This is a genomic window from Streptomyces sichuanensis, assembly GCF_020328095.1.
In the GTDB taxonomy this organism is placed as follows: domain Bacteria; phylum Actinomycetota; class Actinomycetes; order Streptomycetales; family Streptomycetaceae; genus Streptomyces; species Streptomyces cinnamoneus.
In genome coordinates this window covers 179,451-194,649 of sequence record NZ_JAIXMK010000001.1, presented here as the reverse complement: position 1 = coordinate 194,649, position 15,199 = coordinate 179,451, and the positions used below count along the sequence as shown (strand labels likewise).

Annotated in this window: 14 protein-coding genes and 1 pseudogene; 1 reads left to right on the top strand and 14 read right to left on the bottom strand. The window is 71.6% G+C overall.

Annotated features, from left to right (window positions below; all coding sequences use genetic code 11):
• Positions 1 to 463: 463 nt before the first annotated feature.
• A pseudogene (locus LE181_RS00865) lies at positions 464 to 1,465 on the bottom strand (alpha/beta fold hydrolase); the annotation flags it as partial.
• Positions 1,466 to 2,229: 764 nt separating this feature from the next.
• Positions 2,230 to 2,592: a MerR family transcriptional regulator gene (locus LE181_RS00855; RefSeq protein ID WP_225658906.1), complete on the bottom strand. Its 363-nt coding sequence runs from the start codon at positions 2,590 to 2,592 to the stop codon at positions 2,230 to 2,232.
• Positions 2,593 to 3,077: 485 nt separating this feature from the next.
• Between LE181_RS00855 and LE181_RS00850 the strand changes: the two genes are divergently transcribed.
• Positions 3,078 to 3,452 carry a GvpU-like protein gene (locus LE181_RS00850; RefSeq protein ID WP_225658905.1) on the top strand — a complete coding sequence of 125 codons (375 nt, stop codon included), beginning with the start codon at positions 3,078 to 3,080 and terminating at the stop codon, positions 3,450 to 3,452.
• A gap of 170 nt (positions 3,453 to 3,622) precedes the next feature.
• Here the strand turns inward: LE181_RS00850 and LE181_RS00845 are convergent, their stop codons facing one another.
• The 12 genes from LE181_RS00845 to LE181_RS00790 form a co-directional block, all read right to left on the bottom strand.
• Positions 3,623 to 3,940 carry an SCO5918 family protein gene (locus LE181_RS00845; RefSeq protein ID WP_225658904.1) on the bottom strand — a complete coding sequence of 106 codons (318 nt, stop codon included), beginning with the start codon at positions 3,938 to 3,940 and terminating at the stop codon, positions 3,623 to 3,625.
• 49 nt (positions 3,941 to 3,989) lie between these two features.
• Positions 3,990 to 4,298, bottom strand: a complete 309-nt coding sequence (locus tag LE181_RS00840; RefSeq protein WP_225658903.1) for a CBS domain-containing protein — start codon at positions 4,296 to 4,298, stop codon at positions 3,990 to 3,992.
• Positions 4,299 to 4,463: 165 nt separating this feature from the next.
• Positions 4,464 to 5,957 (bottom strand): DEAD/DEAH box helicase, encoded by a 1,494-nt coding sequence (locus tag LE181_RS00835; RefSeq protein WP_225658902.1) that lies wholly within the window; start codon positions 5,955 to 5,957, stop codon positions 4,464 to 4,466.
• A gap of 321 nt (positions 5,958 to 6,278) precedes the next feature.
• A complete protein-coding gene (locus LE181_RS00830; RefSeq protein ID WP_225658901.1) occupies positions 6,279 to 6,482 on the bottom strand; it encodes a cold-shock protein in 204 nt (67 codons plus the stop codon).
• Positions 6,483 to 6,915: 433 nt separating this feature from the next.
• Entirely contained in the window at positions 6,916 to 7,569 is a 654-nt protein-coding gene (locus LE181_RS00825; RefSeq protein WP_225658900.1) for a hypothetical protein, read from the bottom strand.
• Positions 7,570 to 7,574: 5 nt separating this feature from the next.
• The gene (locus tag LE181_RS00820) at positions 7,575 to 8,696 is read right to left on the bottom strand and encodes an ROK family glucokinase (protein WP_225658899.1); all 1,122 of its coding nucleotides are present in this window, start codon (positions 8,694 to 8,696) and stop codon (positions 7,575 to 7,577) included.
• 543 nt (positions 8,697 to 9,239) lie between these two features.
• On the bottom strand, positions 9,240 to 10,064 hold the full coding sequence (locus LE181_RS00815; RefSeq protein ID WP_225658898.1) for an ATP-binding cassette domain-containing protein: 825 nt from the start codon (positions 10,062 to 10,064) through the stop codon (positions 9,240 to 9,242).
• Positions 10,061 to 11,098, bottom strand: a complete 1,038-nt coding sequence (locus LE181_RS00810) for an ABC transporter permease (protein WP_225658897.1) — start codon at positions 11,096 to 11,098, stop codon at positions 10,061 to 10,063. Before LE181_RS00810 ends, LE181_RS00815 begins: the two co-directional genes overlap by 4 nt.
• The gene (locus LE181_RS00805; RefSeq protein ID WP_443742915.1) at positions 11,095 to 12,105 is read right to left on the bottom strand and encodes a sugar ABC transporter substrate-binding protein; all 1,011 of its coding nucleotides are present in this window, start codon (positions 12,103 to 12,105) and stop codon (positions 11,095 to 11,097) included. The genes LE181_RS00810 and LE181_RS00805 overlap by 4 nt, the downstream gene beginning before the upstream one ends.
• 214 nt (positions 12,106 to 12,319) lie before the next feature.
• Positions 12,320 to 13,069, bottom strand: a complete 750-nt coding sequence (locus LE181_RS00800; protein ID WP_225658896.1) for a GntR family transcriptional regulator — start codon at positions 13,067 to 13,069, stop codon at positions 12,320 to 12,322.
• Positions 13,070 to 13,143: 74 nt separating this feature from the next.
• Entirely contained in the window at positions 13,144 to 14,358 is a 1,215-nt protein-coding gene (locus tag LE181_RS00795) for a cytochrome P450 family protein (RefSeq protein WP_225658895.1), read from the bottom strand.
• A gap of 152 nt (positions 14,359 to 14,510) precedes the next feature.
• Entirely contained in the window at positions 14,511 to 15,146 is a 636-nt protein-coding gene (locus tag LE181_RS00790; RefSeq protein WP_225658894.1) for a bifunctional 4-hydroxy-2-oxoglutarate aldolase/2-dehydro-3-deoxy-phosphogluconate aldolase, read from the bottom strand.
• Positions 15,147 to 15,199 lie beyond the last annotated feature (53 nt).

Sequence of the window (15,199 nt, the reverse complement as noted above, 5' to 3'; positions counted from 1 at the left end):
CCTCCACGACCGGCGGGGCACCGGTGGCGGGGCCCGTGGCGGTGGCGGTGCCGGTGCCGTATCCGGTGCCGGGGCCGGCGCCCGGGGTGGTTCCCGTGCCGGACCCAGTGCCGGTGCCGATGCCGGTGCCGGTGCCGGGGCCACTGGCGGTGCCGGTGCCGGGCCCGGTGCCCGTGCCAGTGGCGGTGCCGATGCCCGTACCCGTGGCGGTGCCGGTGCCGGGGCCATTGGCGGTCTCGGTGCCGGGCCCGGCGCCCGTACCAGTGCCGGTCCCGGTGCCGTATCCGGTGCCGGGCCCGGCGCCCGGGGTGGTTCCCGTGCCGGACCCAGTGCCGGCGCCGGGGCCGGTGCCAGCGCCGGGGCCGGTCTCCGTGCCCGTGGCCTGGCCGGAGGCTGCCGCGGGCGGGGTCGGGGTCGGGGTTGCGTACGGGTTGCCGTTCTCGCGGCTGACCGGAGTGGCGGGTACGCCTGCGGTTGCCGGGTCGGGGGCGGCTGCCGGGGGCGGGACCGTACCGGGCACCACGGCGGGGCCTGGCCCGAAACCGGGAACGGGGCGAGGACCGCCGCCGCCCGGTTCCCCGGCATCCGCAGGTGCCGGCGACGACTCGACGACAGCCGGCTGCGGCACGGAAGCCACATCGCCCACCACGCCGGCCCCACCCGCGCCCGCTGAGGACGGAGCCGGTTGCCAGGGGGCGGAGAAGTGGCGGACCAACAGGTCCGTGACGGCCGCGGGCTGTTCCACCGGCGTCAGGTGGCGCGCCGCCGGCACCACCGCCAGGCGGGCGTCGTGGATGCCCGCCACCAGCACCCGCGCCTCCGCGGCCGGCGTCACCTGGTCGTCGGATCCGACGATCACCAGCGTCGGAGCGCCGATCCGGCCCAGCTCCGGCCGTGCGTCGAACGCGGCCAGGGCCTCGCAGGCCGCGGCATAGCTGTGGAGGTCGGTCGTGCGCACCATTTGGACGGCCCAGTCCACGATCGCGGGCTGCGCACCGCCGAAGGCGGGCGTGAACCAGCGCTCGGGCGCGGAGAGGGCTACCGGTTCGAGCCCGTTCGCGCGGACCTCCGCGGCGCGCGGGCCCCAGCGGTCGGCCGCGGCGAAGTGGGCGGCGGAGCCCACGACGGCCAGTGAGGCGAGCCGGTGCGGGTGGCGCAGGGCCAGGTCGGTGCCGACGGCACCGGAAACGCAGCAGCCCACGTACCCGAAGCGCTCGACGCCGAGCCCGTCCAGCGTGGCCAGCAGCCGGTCGGCGAGGTCGCCGACGGTGGCGGCGGGCTCGGCCGGGGCGCCGCCGTGGCCGGGCAGATCGAAGCGGAGGACCCGCCAGTGCCGGGTCAGCTCGGGCACCTGCCGGTCCCACATGTGCCATGTGGTCCCGAGGGCCGGGCCCAGGACCAGGACCGGCGCGTCCTCCGGCCCGTCGGAGCGGTATTGCAGGGTGTTCGGCGTACTCTCACTCACCCGCTCACGCTCCCACATCTCAGAAAATCTCACGGAAGGGGGTCTCCACGCCCGGCTTCACGTACCACCTCTGGGTCGTCCTCGCGTTGGTGTGCCCGGCCCACCAGGCCGGAACGCGGTCCGGTGGGCGGCCGTGCACCGGGTGCTCGCACGGTGTTCCCTCGCGCACGGCGACCCCCCACAGCTACGTGCGCTGGTGTCCGGCGCACCGTTGCCGGCCAAGGCCACCCTGCTCACCCGCTGGCGACAGCGGGCCGACCAGGACGCCGAATACATCAGGGTCGCCTCGCCCCTCGCACACGAGCCATCGTCCTGCCGCCCGGAAAGCGTCACCTGGTGATCGAACCACGCGTCGTCGCCCACGCCCAGCGGCTGCCGCCCCACGAACTCCCCGCCTACATCTACGACCTCACCGCTCTCGACCGGCACGCCCACGCGATACGTGCGGTACTCCCCGAGCGGGCCGAGCTTCGGCGGCCCCGGCAAGACGGAGACGGAACTTCGGCTCGCCCTGGAACTGGGCGTCGAGCGCCTGCACGTGGGGAGCGAACACGAATTCCGGCTCCTCGTCTCCCTCTCCCGGGCACCTGTTGACGTGCTGCTCCGCGTCAATCTGCCGATACCGGACGGACACGGGGAGCACGCCGCGCTCGCGGACGGGTCCGTGGCGCGAGGTCCCGCCCGGTTCGTGGAGGAGCGGGACCGGGCCCGGCCGGAGGGCCGGGTGATCCCGTCATGCGCACCGGCCGGTCCGGCCGGCCTGCTCAGGCGGAACCGGAACCGGAACCGGAGTCGGAACCGTCTGACGCCTGCTCCGCCGTGCGGCGGTACTCGGCGTTGATGCGCTGTGCTTCCTCAAGCTGGTCCTCAAGGATGACGATGCGGCAGGCGGCCTCGACCGGTGTTCCTCTATCGACCAGCTCGCGGGCACGAGCGGCGATCCGGAGCTGGTAGCGGGAGTAGCGCCGGTGTCCGCCCTCGGAGCGGAGCGGAGTGATGAGCCGGGCCTCGCCGATGGCCCGGAGGAAACCCGGGGTGGTGCCGAGCATCTCGGCGGCACGGCCCATCGTGTACGCGGGGTAGTCGTCGTCATCGAGACGATCGCTCAGTGGACTGTCTGCTGTCATGTCACCTCGTTCTGCAAACGCGCTGAGGGGCCCTGGTGCCGTACGGCACCAGGGCCCCGAAGGAAATTGAACACCATCTGTCGGCGTTACTGCCGCGCCGACCTTCTGTTTCCGCCGCCCGGCCCGGGAGCGGGCAGGGCGTACCGGGATCGCGGTTGCGTGACCGAGGACCACCTTCCGTTCCGGGGCCTTGCGGTACCCGGTCCGAACGCTCTCGGGCCGGGCGATCCTGATGGCGTCTGCTCCCTCCGTCCTTCCTCTGGTGAATCTGTGTGTCAGAACCGGCACTGCGGTACTACCTGTGCCATCCCGCCAGTTCGTGTCTGCCGGGCATCTCCGACTGTGTCTACGGGAGAAACTCTAACCACGCGCCCGACCCATGTCTACTCTGACAAAGATAGATTTTGATGGCGCCTCACCTCAAGCATCCTCACGCCACCTCTGCAGGTGGATGGTGGGGCGGCCGCTGGATAGAATCCGCTCCCATGTCGAACCCTGACGACCTGCTCGTCGGCATCTCCACGATGGTGGAGTCCGGGCAGAGCAATCAGATGTCGCTGACCGTGGTGGTCGGTGGTGCTGTCATCACTGGCCGACTGGCTCCCGAGGCCGCGTGGAGGGAGCGGGTCTCGGAGGTACTCAAAGACTCGGACCATCTCGGTTCGTTCTCCGGCGTCTTCACCGCGGACCGGCCGCAGGACCGCGCCGACCGTGGCGAGGCGCCCACGCATCTGCACTTCCATCTCGCCAGGATCCTCCAGGGCAGCGTCGGAATTCCCGAGACCGGTGGGATGTACCGCGTCGCGATCAAGGACGTCAGCGCCTGGACCGTGGGCGACTTCAGCTACTCCGACCACTGAGACGCCGTACCGAGACACCGTGGCCGGCGCCTCCCGGACGGACGGTTCCGGTCGACCGGAACCGGACGACAACAGCGGTGAAGGGGCCCTGCCGACGCGCGTCGGCAGGGCCCCTTCACCGCTGTCCTGTGCCGGACGCCGTCCAGGGGATCAGCTTCCGGCGGTCGTCGTCACAGTCCCAGAGGGCTGGGGCTGCCCAGCAGCGCCGACGCTGTCTCGACCGGCGTGGAGGCGTGCGGGGCGGACGCAGCCTCATGGCCGCTCCGGCAGGTGAAGCCGAGCCGCGCCATGGCCCGGACGACCTCGCCGCTGGTGAAGTCGCGGCGGTCCTGCCTGGTGATGACTTCGCCCACCTGCTTGGCGGGGTAGTGGTGGCGGCCGATGAGCACGGACTCTCCCGTGACGGGCTCGGGCTTCACGCCCTTCATCGAGGTCAGCACCCCGCTCTTGGTGAGGTCGAAGGGGAACCGGGCGATGACGCAGCGCATGATGCCTCACAGGGGAAGGAGGAAGGGGACCGGGGGCCGGACGGGCCGGTCAGCGGGACAGGGTGAGAGCGCCCGGGGCGCAACCGTGCTCGCCGGGGACGGTAGACGGCGCGCCGGGCTGCCGGCGCCGCGTCGCGTGCCCGGCTCCGGGCGTCGTCACGGGCGCGGGCGGGGCGGACGGCCCGTCGGCGCCGAGGACGTCCCGCAGCCGGAGCCGGTCCGTGTAGGCGGAGCTGTCGCGGACGGCGACGAGCCGGGTCCGGGTGATCGAGCCCGTGATCTGATCGTCCCGGTCGCACAGGAACAGGAATCCGACACGGGCGCCGGCCATGACGGACAGCGCCACCTCCACCGTCATGTCGTCACAGACCTGCGGTCCGGACAGGTCCCCGGCCGAGGCCGAGGGAAGGGGGCGGGTGGGACGTTGCCGAGTCCGGGCCGGTGTCAAAGGATGCCTCCTGTGGGGACGGGTGGATGTCCCGGTCACGACGGACCGGGCGCGACGGCGTGGGCCGCGACGGGGCTAGGCAGCCGCGTCGACGGCGGACGAGCGCTGCGGCGTGCGGCGAGCCGCGTCGCCGGTGGACCGGCCCCGGCCGGCGCGACCCCGCCGGCCGCGGGGCGGGGAGGAGGCACGCCGGGGACGTTCCGTGGTCGGCGCGGTGATGGTGACCGGGACGCCCGAGGGGGCCTGGGCACCGGTGATGCGGCTCAGTTCGGCTTCGCCCGAGCGCACCTGGGTGGTCTGCGGTGTGATGCCGGCGGCGGCCATCAGCCGGCTCATGTCGCGGCGCTGGTCGGGGGTCACCAGCGTGACGACGCTGCCGGACTCACCGGCGCGGGCCGTGCGCCCGCCTCGGTGCAGGTAATCCTTGTGGTCGCTGGGCGGGTCGACGTTCACGACCAGATCGAGGTTGTCGACGTGGATACCGCGCGCCGCGACATTGGTCGCCACCAGCACCGTCACATGCCCGGACTTGAAGCGGGACAGGGTCCGCGTGCGCTGCGGCTGGGACTTGCCGCCGTGCAGGGAGGCGGCGCGGACGCCGCTGTTCAACAGGTGCTCGGTCAGTCGGTCCACCGCGTGTTTGGTGTCCAGGAACATGATCACCCGGCCGTCCCGGGCCGCGATCTCGGTGGTCGTCCGGTGCTTGTCCGCGCCGTGCACGTGGAGTACGTGGTGCTCCATGGTCGTCACCGCGCCCGCGGACGGGTCGACGGAGTGGACCACCGGGTCGGTCAGGTAGCGGCGGACCAGCAGATCGACGTTGCGGTCCAGCGTGGCTGAGAACAGCATCCGCTGCCCCCCGGCGCGCACGTGGTCGAGCAGCGCGGTGACCTGAGGCATGAAGCCCATGTCGGCCATCTGGTCGGCCTCGTCGAGCACGGTGACGGCGACCTGGTCCAGGCGGCAGTCGCCACGGTCGATGAGGTCCTTGAGCCGGCCCGGCGTGGCGACGACGACCTCCGCCCCGGTACGCAGCGCACCGGCCTGCTTGCCGATCGACATGCCGCCGACCACGGTGGTCAGCCGCAGCCTCACGGAGCGGGCGTACGGAGTGAGGGCGTCGGTGACCTGCTGGGCCAGCTCGCGGGTGGGTACCAGGACGAGGGCCAGCGGCTGCCGCGGCTCGGCGCGTCGGCCTGCCGTACGGGCCAGCAGGGCGAGGCCGAAGGCGAGGGTCTTGCCCGAACCGGTGCGGCCACGGCCGAGTACGTCACGGCCCGCGAGGGAGTTCGGCAGGGTCGCCGCCTGGATCGGGAACGGTACGGTCACACCCTCGTGGCCCAGCGCACCCAGCAACTCCGCCGGCATGTCGAGGTCGGCGAACGCCTCGACGGCAGGCAGCGCCGAGGTGACCGTCTTGGGCAGTGCGAACTCGCCCTGGGGCGACGTCCGCCGGCGTCCGTGGCCTTCGGCACGGCGCGGGGAGCCGGAACGGTTTCGGCCCCTCGCGGAGCCCGGATTTCCGGAGCGAATGCGGGCGGAGCGATCGTTCATGCGCGTGCGGTTCACATGGAACCTTCCTTGACGTGGCACGTATCAAGGAATTCCCGCAGAAAACGAGCAGCGCAGAAATCGCAAGAACGAGCCGAAGCAAATGGGAACCGAATCGGAGGAACAATCGGATCGGCAGAGGGTTGCTCACGGAGGCTCCGCCGGAGCCCATGATGCGATTCCCGCGGTGGGGCCGGGCGTTCCGTGCAGAGGTTCCGACGGATTTTCATCCGGAATTCGGGCGGGCCCCGGACAGCGGGTCGCGAATCCCCTGAAACGCATCGAGCCGGGGCCCGCACCCCAAGGTGCGGGCCCCGGCTGCGAGGGTGCGTGCCGACGTCAGGCGGGAACGATGTTCTCGGCCGTCGGGCCCTTCTGGCCCTGCGCGATGTCGAACGTGACCTTCTGGCCCTCCGACAGCTCGCGGAAGCCCTGGGCGGCGATGTTCGAGTAGTGGGCGAAGACGTCAGCGCCGCCACCGTCCTGCTCGATGAAGCCGAAGCCCTTTTCTGCGTTGAACCACTTCACGGATCCGGAAGCCATGTCATTTCTCCTTCGGGGCGGTCTCTTCGGTTCACACTGCGTGCATTCCGTGTCGCCGCGATGATCACCCCGCCGGAAATGACCGGAGCCAGAAAGGATCACCGCCGGAGTGAACCGGCGGGAACACCTGAAGGATTTCGGGAACCACAACTGCAACTGAGACCGAGACTAGCACGGCGCGATCGGCCGTGCGCGGAGAATAACTCGGCCCCGCCTGTCGAGTGAATAATATTCATCACGCCCCGAGCTTAATTCTCACTTCGCCAGCACAGATATTGACGTGCCCGGGACCCATGGTTTCTGCCGAGGATTCAGGGGACGGCGGCTCGTCGGGATCCCCTCACCCCACGCATACGAAGTCGGCCCCCGAGAGCGAGTCTCAAGGGCCGACACAGGCATCCACAGGGTTTTCCTGGGGTGGGGCGTCCCTGCCTCAGGGGGTCACGGTCGAGATCACGAATACCCGGGGGCGGTCCGGGTTGTCCATGTTGGCCGTGATCTGGAAGTTCGGCTTGGGCTTGTCCTGCTCCCGGACCGTGCCCTTCCAGTGGTGTCCGCTGCCGAACTTCCAGCCGACCACCGCCGCCTCGTCCGCGTCGATGGTGATGCGGCCGTCCTGGAGCGCCGCCCGGTTGGTGCCGACCTGCTTGAGCCACTTGTCGAGCTTCTTGCGGTTGGTCGTGAACTGCAGGTACAGCGAGCTCGTGCGCCAGGAGTTGGTCTCGTAGTGGGCGACGTCGGTGGCGTAGGCCGGGACCGTCATGCCGTAGATGCGCCGCTGGACCTTGGACGGCCAGCCCTCCTCCAGGCCCTTGGAGACGGCCTCCTCGCGCTTGGTGGTGCTGCCCTTGCGGCTCTGCATCGCGGAGATGTAGAGGTAGCCGGCCGGGATGGCGAGCAGGAGGAAGATGACGACGGGCTTGACCCAGGGGCGGGAACGGCGGGTGGCCGCCGGGGGGCCGTCCGGGGTGCCGCCTTGGGTGCCGCCCGGCGCGCTGCCGTGGGTGCCGCCCGGGGTGCCGCCCCGGGTGGCGTCGGCGGACGGGCCGTCGTCGCCGGGCTCGTTCTTGCGTTCCGTGTGTTCCATGATGCTCATCCCCGGCCCGCCCTCGCGTACCGCTCGTAGCGCTCGACGCGGCGCCGGTTGGCGCGGCGGAAACGGCGGGCGACGAGGCGGGCCAGGTCGGCGGCGCCGACCATGCCGGCCTCGGGGCCCAGCTGTGCCTTGACGATCCGGGCCTCCGGGCGGTAACCGCGCCCGGTGAGGTGCCGGCGGAAGGCGTCCCGGGCCGGGCCGATCAGCAGGTCGTCGGCGGCGCTGACGCCACCGCCGATGACGAAGCAGGAGGGGTCGAGGGCGGCGGCCAGGTTGGCGATGCCGACGCCCAGCCACTGGCCGATGTCCTGGAGGAGCTCGACGCACATGGCGTCGCCCTCCCGGGCCAGCTCGGTGATCAGCGGGCCGGTGATCTCGGGGATGTTGCCGCCGACGCGGTCGATGATGCCGTAGGCCACCGGGGACTCGGCGGCGGCGAGCTCGCGGGCCTCGCGGACCAGGGCGTTGCCGGAGCTGTACTGCTCCCAGCAGCCGCGGTTGCCGCAGGGGCAGCGGTGGCCGCCGGGCACGACCTGCATGTGACCGAACTCGCCGGCGACGCCGAACTTGCCGCGCTTGACCTGGCCGTCCTCCAGGATGGCGCCGCCGATGCCCGTACCGAGGGTGATCATGACCAGGTGGTCCTCGCCCCGGCCGGCGCCGAAGCGCCACTCGGCCCAGGCGGCGGTGTTGGCATCGTTGTCGACCATGACGGGAACGGCGAGGCGGCCGGCGAGGCGGTCGCGCAGGGGTTCGTTGCGCCACGACAGGTGGGGGGCGAAGAGGACGCGGTTGCGGTCGGCGTCGACCCAGCCGGCGGCGCCGATGCCCACGGCGTGGACGTCGTGGCGGTCGGAGAGGTCGAGGACGAGCTCGACGATGGTGTCCTCGACGACCTTGGGGCTCTTGGACTTGTCCGGGGTCTCCGTGCGGAGCTTCTCCAGGATGTTGCCGTCGGCGTCGACGACGCCGGCCATGACCTTGGTGCCGCCGATGTCGATGCCGACGGTGGGGACGCGGGGGGCGGTGAGGTGCGAGCGCCGCTCGCGCGTGCCGACCGTGCGGAGCACGGTCGCTGTGGCGCTGCCCCGGTGTACCCGCTCGCGGTACATGCTCATCGCGGTCGTTGCCCCTGCGGTGGTCTCGTGAGGCCAGGGCCTCGTGGATGCGGTCGGTCGTGGCCGATTGTGCCTCACGGGTGGGTTGCGATGCACAACGGTGGGGGGCGGGGGTGGGGGCGGTGGGAGTGTGGTGGGGGTGTGGTGCGGGTGCCGTCGGGGTGCGGTTCGGGGTGTCCCGGCGGTGCGGTGGGCCGTGCGCCGGGGCGGGGACGGGGTGGGGCGGGCCCTTCTGGGGGCTGCATTATTTACGGCAACCGTCAGCCGTCGAGCGTGCCCCGAACGCCGCCGCAAATAACGCGTCACGCCCCCTGCCAGGGCCCACCCCACCCCGCCCCCTCACGCCGCCGGGCCGCTGACGGGCCGTTCTCGCCCTGCCCCTCACGCCGAGGGCGGGCCCTCCTCACCCCGCCGTCAGGCCCGCCCTCCGTCCGCCCCCCCTCGCGTCACGACGTCGTGACTGACGGTTCCGGGCGATCGGGCGGGTGGGTGGGCGCGAACCCCCGCGCCGGAGGCGCGGAAGCCCCGGCGGGGCGGGCCGCGTCAGGCGGAGTCGTCGGAGACGACCGGCTTGCCGCCGATGACGTCCGGGGACGGCGCGCGTTCCAGCTCGTGGCTGAGCTGGTCGAGCTCGCTGCCGCCCGCCATCTGGCGGGTCAGTTCGTCGAGGGCGATCTCGTTCTTGCCGTGGCTGCCCGCCATCGCCCCCCGCTTGAGGAGGACGAAGCGGTCGCCGACCAGGTACGCGTGGTGCGGGTTGTGCGTGATCAGGACCACACCCAGGCCCGCGTCACGGGCGGCCGCCACGTACTTCAGGACGACGCCGGACTGCTTCACGCCGAGCGCGGCGGTCGGCTCGTCCAGGACCAGGACCTTGGCGCCGAAGTACACCGCACGGGCGATGGCCACGCACTGGCGCTCGCCGCCCGAGAGCGTGCCGATCGGCTGGTCCACGTCGCGCAGGTCGATGCCCATGCGGAGCAGCTCCGCGCGGGTCGTCTCGCGCATCTTCTGCACGTCCAGGCGCTTGAAGGGGCCCGCCCCCTTCGTCGGCTCCGAGCCGAGGAAGAAGTTCCGCCAGACCGGCATCAGGGGCACGACCGCCAGGTCCTGGTAGACCGTGGCGATGCCCCGGTTCAGGGCCTCGCGGGGGGAGGCCAGTTCCGCCTCTTCACCCTCGATCTCGAAGGATCCCTCGTCGTGCTGGTGCAGACCCGCGATGATCTTGATGAGGGTCGACTTGCCCGCGCCGTTGTCGCCGAGGACGCAGGTGATCTCGCCCGCGTGGACCTCCAGCGAGACGCCCTCCAGCGCACGGATGTTGCCGTAGAACTTGCTCACGTCCGTGAGCTTGACCAGGGCGCTCACTTGGTTGCCTCCGCACGCTTACGGACCCAGGCGTTCAGCAGGGTCGCCAGGAGCAGCATCGCGCCGAGGAAGAACTTGAACCAGTCCGGGTTCCACTGCGCGTACACGATGCCCTTGCTGGTCATGCCGAAGATGAACGCGCCGACCGCGGAGCCGATGGCCGAGCCGTAGCCACCGGTCATCAGGCAGCCGCCGATGACGGCCGCGATGATGTACAGGAACTCGTTGCCCACGCCCTCGCCGGACTGGACGACGTCGTAGGACATCAGCAGGTGCTGGCCCGAGATCCAGGCGCAGAAGGCGACGGCCATGTAGAGGCCGATCTTGGTCTTGTTGACGGGGACGCCGACCGCCCGGGCCGCGTCCGCGCCGCCGCCGACCGCGAAGATCCAGTTGCCCACGCGGGTGCGCAGGAGGATCCACGTCGCCACGGCGACCAGGGCCAGCCACCACAGGATCGTCACCTGCAGGTCGACGCCGCCGACGGTGAGGTGGGAGGCGAAGACCGCGCGGGCGGAGGCGAAGCCCTCCATGTCGCCGATCGTCTTGGTGGAGACCGTGCCGCTGATGAGCTTGGTGAAGCCCAGGTTCAGGCCCGTCAGCATCAGGAACGTGCCGAGCGTGATGATGAAGCTCGGCAGTTTGGTGCGGGTCAGCATGAAGCCGTTGAAGAAGCCGATCGCCAGGGTGGTCAGGAGGGAGACCCCCACGCCGGCCCAGACGTTCGCCGTCATCTGGTAGCTGAACATCGACGAGACCAGGGCCGACGTCGTGACCATGACGCCCGTCGACAGGTCGAACTCGCCGCCGATCATCAGCAGCGCCACGGGCACGGCCATGATGCCGATGGTGGAGGACGCGTAGAGGACCGTGGACAGGCTCGACGCCCTCAGGAAGCTGTCGGCCGCGAACGAGAAGAAGAGGAAGACCGCGGCGGCTCCGACGACCGCGCCCAGCTCGGGGCGGCCGATCATGCGGCGCAGCATGCTGCGGTGGACCAGTCGTTCGTCGGCCTGTGCTGTGGCTGCGCTCATCGTGTGCCCCGCTTGGCGTACTCGGCGAGGACCTTGGCGTCGTCCTTGGTGACGATCTGCGGGCCGGTCAGGACCGGGCGGCCGCCGCCGAGCATGTCGCGGTTGTACCGGTAGAGCCACAGGAGGTCGACCGCCTCGTAGCCCTGGAGGTACGGGTCCTGGTCGACGGCGAAGGCGAGGGTGCCCTTCTGCAGGGCGTCGGCGACCTTGGCGTTGAGGTCGAAGGTGGCGACCTCGGCCTTGCTGCCGGCCTGCTCGGCGGCCTTGACGGCGGTGGGGGCGAAGGGGGCGCCGAGGGTCACGACGGAGTCGATGTCCTTGTCGGACTGCAGCTTGGCCTCGATGGACGACTGCACGTTGGGCATGTTCGTGCCCTCGACGTAGAGGTTCTGCAGGTCGCCCTTGAAGCTCTTCTTGACGCCCTCGCAGCGCTGCTCGTGGCCCACGTTGCCCTGCTCGTGCAGGACGCAGACGGCCTTCTTCCGGCCGCGCTCGTTGAGCTGCTCGCCGACGGCCTCGCCGGCGATCGTCTCGTCCTGGCCGATGTGGGTGAGGGCGCCGAACTCCTTGGACTTGTCGGAGCCGGAGTTCACGGTGATGACCGGGATGCCGGCCTTCTTCGCCTTGGCGACGACGTCCTTCATGGCGTCGGGCTTGGCGAGCGTGACGATCAGGCCGTCGACCTTCTGGTCGATCATGGCCTGCACGTTCTGCGCCTGCTTGTTCCCCTCGACGTCGTGCGCGTAGAGGAATTTGATGTTGTCCTTGGCGGCCGCCTGCTTGGCACCGCTCTGGACGATGTCCCAGAAGGTGTCGCCATCGCCCGAGTGAGTGACCATTGCGAAGGTCCACCGGGGGGTGTCGACCGCGGCGCGGCCCTGGGCGGCCTTGGCGGCCCGCTCCTCGGCACGCTTGCCGCCCGTGCTGCTGCACCCCGCCAGTGTGGCGCCGAGCACCGCTGCCAGCACGGCGCTCACCGCACGTACGCCTGTCCGAACCCTTGCCACGAGGACTTGCCCTTCCACTGTCTGTCACGGTGCGGCCGGGCCCGCTCAGCAAGCCCAACCGCCCAAGTATCCGTCACCATCCGTCACCGCCGTCGGCCGGGGCGTCGGCGGTGTCGTGCGGGGCGTTCCTTCCCTGGTCGTCGTGGGTGGATGTGTAGTGGCGGGCGCCACACCACGTCAAGACTTTGTCAGAACATTCTTACGACACGACACCTCAGGGGCGGGCCAGCAGCTGGAAGTCGAACGCGTACCGCGAGGCCCGGTAGAGGTGGGAGCCGAACTCCACGGCGCGGCCCGTGTCGTCGAAGGTCGTGCGCTCCATCGTCAGCAGCGGCGCCCCTTCCGGCTCGGCGAGCAGCTCGGCCTCGGCGGCGGTGGCCGCACGGGCGCCGATGCTCTGGCGGGCGCTGTGCAGGGTGATGCCGGCGATGCGCATCAGCCGGTAGAGGCCGGTGTTCTCCAGCGTGTCGTGGTCGAGGGCGAGCAGCCCGACGGGGAGGTGGTTGCGCAGCCGGGCCATGGGCTCGCCGTGCGCGAGGCGCAGCCGCTCGACGAGCACGACGTCGGCGCCCTCGGTGACGCCGAGGGCCGCGGCCACCTCGGCGGTCGCCGGCTCGACGGCGTGGCGCAGCACCCGGGTGGCGGGCTTCTGGCCGGCCGCCTCCAGGTCGTCGTAGAGGCTGCTCAGCTCCAGCGGGCGCTTGACCTGGCTGTGCACGACCTGGGTGCCCACGCCGCGGCGGCGCACGAGCAGGCCCTTGTCGACCAGCGACTGGATGGCCTGGCGGACGGTGGGCCGGGACAGGCCCAGCCGCCCGGCGAGGTCGATCTCGTTGCCGAGGAGGCTGCCGGGGGCGAGCTCACCCCGCTCGATCGCGGCTTCGAGCTGCTGGGACAGCTGGAAGTAGAGCGGGACCGGACTGCTCCGGTCGAGGGAGAACTGAAGGGGTTGGTGCTTCGCCACGGAGGGAGCGTAGCCCCGGGACCTGTTGACGGGAAGTCCGGAGGTCCGATTGTCCTGACATGAGCCATGGGTGGTCAGAACCGGACGGGCAGGTGGTGCGGGCCGCGCATCAGCAGGCCCTCCCGCCAGGTCAGTGCGGCCGGGTGGGCGTCCAGGGCCAGGTCGGGGCACCGCTCCAGCAGCGAGCGGATGGCGATCCTGGCCTCCAGCCGGGCCAGCGGGGCGCCCACGCAGTAGTGGATGCCGTGGCCGAAGGCGACGTGGCCGCGCGGGTCGCGGTGGATGTCGAAGCGGCCGGGCTCGGGAAAGCGGGCCGGGTCGTGGTCGGCGTCGGCGATGGCGACGAGCACGAGTTCGCCGCCGCCGGGCACGAGCGTGCCGCCGATGTCCATGGGCGCGGTGGTGAAGCGGAAGGTGGAGGTCTCCACCGGGCCGTCGTAGCGGAGCATCTCCTCGACGGCGTTGTCCAGCAGCCCGGGGTCGGCGCGCAGGTCGGCCAGCTGGGCGGGGTGGGTGAGCAGGGCGAGCACGCCGTTGGATATCAGATTGACCGTCGTCTCGTGGCCCGCGACGAGCAGCACCCAGGCCATGCCGAGGAGCTCGCGGGACGAGAGCCGGTCGCCGTCCTCGTCGGTGGTGCGGATCAGGGCGCTCATCAGGTCGTCGCCGGGCCGCTCGCGCTTGTCGGCGACCAGCCGGGCGAGGTAGGCGGCGACCTCGGCGGCCGCCTCGGCCTTCACCTTCGGCGGGGCGGAGCCTATGGCGGTGTTCGACCAGTGGCGGAAGGCGGCGCGGTCGAGGTCCGGCACGCCCAGCAGTTCGCAGATGACGCCCATGGGCAGGGGGAAGGACAGCGCCTCGACGAGGTCGGCGCGGCGGTCCGGGGCGGCCAGCATGGCGTCCAGCAGGTCGTCGGTGAGCTGCTGGACGCGCGGGGCGAGCGCCTCGACGCGCCGCGGGGTGAACTCCTTGGCGGCCAGTCTGCGCAGCCGGGTGTGGTGCGGCTCGTCGGTGATCAGCATGTGCGGGCCGGGGGCGACCACCGGCAGGCCGACGTGCTCCGAGGCGTTCGCCCAGTCCTTGGAGAGCCTGGGGTCGTTGAGCGCGGCCCGCACCTCGTCGTAGCCGACGACGAGCCAGCACTCGGCGCCCTCCGGCATCCGCACGCGGTGCACCGGCCCCTGCTCGCGCAGCCGGGCGTAGACGCTGTACGGGTGACGGGCGAACTCCCCGCCCATCGCCGCCAGGTCGCCGATGCCGCCCACCGCGTCGTTCGTGGTCGCCCCCATGGCGCTACCCCCTGATCGTCGGAGAATCCGGCGGAGGGGCCGCGGAGCCGCCCCTCGACCGCCTCACCGTACGGTGGCGTACGGTCGTGGGGCATCCGTCGCAAGGAGGATCCTCAACGGCACCTGCTGATGCGGGGGTTGTTGCAGCACCGTCAGCCGCAGCGGTGACCGGCCTCCGCCAGCCGGCCGAGGAGCTCCCCGGCCCGCTTGGCCACCGCATCGCGGTCCCCCTCGGAGAGTTCGGCGCCCATGCCGCAGGCGACGGCGCCGGCGGCGATCCAGTCGGGCGCGCTGTCGACCGATATCCCGCCGCTGGGCACGAGCGGCGCCTGCGGCAGCTCGGCCCGCACCGCGCCGACCCAGTCGGGGTGCCGGCCCGCCGCGGGGAAGAGCTTGAGCGCGTCGGCGCCCAGCTCCATGGCGTGCAGCAGCTCGGTGGGCGTCGCGACGCCCGGGAAGACCGGCACGCCGTAGCGGTGGCCGGTGCGGATGACCCCGGCGTCGAGGCCCGGCGAGGTCAGGAAGCGGGCGCCGGCGTCGATGGCCATCCGGGCGGAGGCCGCGTCCAGCACGGCACCCGCGCCGATGATGGCCTCGTCACCGACCTCGCGGGCGAGCGTGGTGACGGCCTCCAGGGCGAAGGGCGTGGTGAGGGATATCTCCAGGCTCGTGATCCCCGCGGAGAGCAGGGTGCCCGCCGTCGATGCGGCCTGGTCGTAGCTGTCGCCACGGACCTGGGCCAGGACGCCTTGGGCCAGCGCGGCCCGGGTGATCTCCCAGCGGTACACGGAAGTTCGCCGCCCTTCTCGAAGTGCGTGGGTGTCGTGCCTCCCCGGACGTC